The organism is Hydrocoleum sp. CS-953, assembly GCF_002260545.1.
Classification (GTDB): domain Bacteria; phylum Cyanobacteriota; class Cyanobacteriia; order Cyanobacteriales; family Microcoleaceae; genus Trichodesmium.
Genome location: NZ_LGSU01000393.1, coordinates 1 through 2,976 on the forward strand (window position 1 = coordinate 1; position 2,976 = coordinate 2,976).

Below are 2,976 nucleotides of genomic sequence, written 5' to 3' on the forward strand. Positions count from 1 at the left end.
CTGACGGAATGCTCCGCAAACATGTCGCGCAGCGAAACGGCCGTTAGCTTCGCATAACTATCGTTAACGCCCGTACAGGAGTCAGGAGAAATATTGGATTTGAAATATTAAATTATATAATTCCTATTCAATAGAAAACTTGTCTTAATGAAGAAGTAGTTTTGCAATTACTGTATAACCGGATTTTATATTAGGCAACAAGATTAAATCTGCTTATCAATTCAATCAAGAGGTACTTTTTCGCACCTCTTTTCCCAATTTCATTAACTAGATTATTAACAGTAGTACAAAGCTGGAACTTATCCTAAAAATATTTCAAATATTGCAATACGCAAATAGGCTAGTGGTACTTAGACATTTTTTTGCACAAAAACTGCTTGTTTGCGGAGCATTCCGGAGGAAAAAACAGTCTAGACAAGGGAATTACGTCAATGCCTTAAAAATCCCTAAAACCCTTGGTAATAAAGGATTTAGACTTTTTCGGCGTAAAAACCTCTCCCTGTATATATTTGAGCTGATTTTTTGCTGCTATTTTGTGTAAGTCCCGCTAGAAGATTTATAAATGCTCAACCTCATTCAGGGATTACTTCTGATACGAAATCAGGTTATTAAAAGTACCTTTTTCAAAATTCTCTCTAACCATCTCCCTATCTCCCCACCTCCCCAAAAGGGTACTCTATAAACCGGAGCAAGTATTACTTCATTAAAAAACCCATTCATAAACGTAGTTAGGAATGGGGTTAATCCACATATTCCCAATAAATGGTATAACGCTAATTAATTACTGAGGTAGAATTACTGTATCAATTACATGAATTACACCATTACTTGCAGGTACGTCTGCTTTAACTACTTTAGCTTTTCCAACTTTAACGCCTGCATCAGAAACTTTAACGTTAACTTTGCTACCTTCAACAGTTTTTACCATTCCAGATTCTAAGTCTCCAGACATTACCTTACCAGGAACTACATGATAAGTCAGAATTTGTACCAGTTTATCCTTGTTTTCTGGCATTAATAACTTGTCTAATGTTCCTTCTGGTAAAGCTGCAAATGCTTCATCAGTAGGTGCGAATACTGTAAATGGACCATCTCCTTGAAGCACTTCTACTAAACCAGCAGCTTTTAATGCAGCAGCTAAAGTATTGAATTGACCAGCAGCAGCAGCAGTTGCCACAATATCCTTGGAGTGAGAGTCAGCAATTTGTAGAGGTTGGTTAACTACTCCTTGAGTAGAAGATTTCTGAGAGAAGTTTGCTACTGCGGGTAGACCGAAACTAGCACTAACACCTACTAATCCTAAGATAGCGATCGCTTTTTGTACCACAGTTAAGCTATTTTTGCTCTTCATATTTAATTTCTCTGTACTTTTACTAAAAAATGTAAACCTAATTTACATATCTTAGCAAACTTTTCAGAAATGGCAAGATCGTCTAGACATAAATACCTAAAATTTAAGTTTCTATTTTAATTACTTCCCAGAGAATTCGGAGATAACTGATCGAATCTATAACTTAAAACCTCTATTAATAAGCCTTCTTGAGGTAAATCAGATTTAGCAATGGAAATACTGTCCTGATTTACAACTCTGACTGGACTTCCTTCCATCACACTGAGAAAATCTTCCAAAGGAGCAATCTCACAGCTAGTTTCATCAGCAGCTTCAGTTTTGTAGTGAGTAGGGATCACAATTCTAGGTTTTAGCACTTCCAAAACCTGTTTTGCTTCCAAGGGGGTGTAAGCTTTTGGGCCACCACCTACAGGAATTAGTAGCAAATCTGGACGACCAATCAAAATCCGCTCTTCTATACCAATGGGACTAGCCAATCCCCCTAAATGCAAAATTTTAATTCCTGCCTGTTGCCATAACCAAGCGACATTAGTGCCGAATCTTCGTCCACCTTCTCTATCTTTTGCAGTGCGAATTCCTTGAATTTGTCTACCATTAACTTGATAAACTCCAGATTCAGATAACAACAGTGGTGGGGGATTACTTGTAAAACCTTCTACTACTCCTTCATCTAATAATCTACTGCTAATCAAAATTAAATCTGTATCTACTTTGGGGTCTCGATATCCGGCAGTGCAACCTATTTGGCGAAAAGGATTTACTAATACTTTAGTATCTCCACCTTCAAATAAAAAGCAAGTATGTCCTAACCATGTAATAGTTAAAGATTCTCCTGTCTGTGCCTGGGAATGGTTAAGTTTAGATGTTAAACCAATTCCCATTACAGCTAATAAACTTGTCTGTGCATAACGTATAAATTTTCGCCGTTTCATCTTAATTTGTTTGAATCTAGATTTGCGCTATTTTCTCTTTTAAATACTATACATCTCTTTCTTGAGTAGGGGATTCAATAATTGATAATGGATAATTGATAATTACCTCTTCCTAAAAGGAAGAGGATTGAATAAAAGAAAAATTTTTTCTTGTTTCTCCACGGCAAGTGAGAGGCTTTAAACCTTAATTATTCGGTAAGGGAGTAAGGAGTGGGGGAGAGGTAAACATACAGTGTATTTCAGGTTGATAAGGTACATAAAAAATAGTTTGTATACCAGTTTTAAAAATAGTGGGGATCGATCGAATTAAGGACTGTACCTCATTTACTTGCAATCTGCTGTCAGAATAATTAACACACTTGTCGTGTGCTAATTAAAAAGTTTAAATAATAAATGTTAATGACTCAATAATTGAAGTGTTACCTTAAGTATAGTATTACTTTTAGTAATTTGTCTCAGCCTTAAAGGCGAGGTTTAAAAAGGGTTTGCTGAAAAAGTCTTTTTTAAGGATCAGGGGAGTAATTTTTTTGCTCAACTCTTGTCTTTCCCAAAAGACTAACTTTTTGAGCATAAATATCTGAAAACTAGGTACTTTTTCCCGACCTAAAATGCACCTTATTTCTTGTCAATGCTTTAAGATTTAATCACCAAGCCCTAATTATTGCAACCAGAAAAAGGAAGGAAAATTACCAA

Annotated in this window: 2 protein-coding genes; both read right to left on the minus strand. The window is 35.8% G+C overall.

All coding sequences use genetic code 11. From position 1 onward, the window contains the following. Window positions 1-781 precede the first annotated feature (781 nt). Window positions 782-1,351 carry a fasciclin domain-containing protein gene (locus AFK68_RS03830; protein WP_094671664.1) on the minus strand — a complete coding sequence of 190 codons (570 nt, stop codon included), beginning with the start codon at window positions 1,349-1,351 and terminating at the stop codon, window positions 782-784. 116 nt (window positions 1,352-1,467) lie between these two features. Continuing rightward, window positions 1,468-2,283 (minus strand): MBL fold metallo-hydrolase, encoded by an 816-nt coding sequence (locus tag AFK68_RS03835; protein WP_094671665.1) that lies wholly within the window; start codon window positions 2,281-2,283, stop codon window positions 1,468-1,470. Window positions 2,284-2,976: the final 693 nt, after the last annotated feature.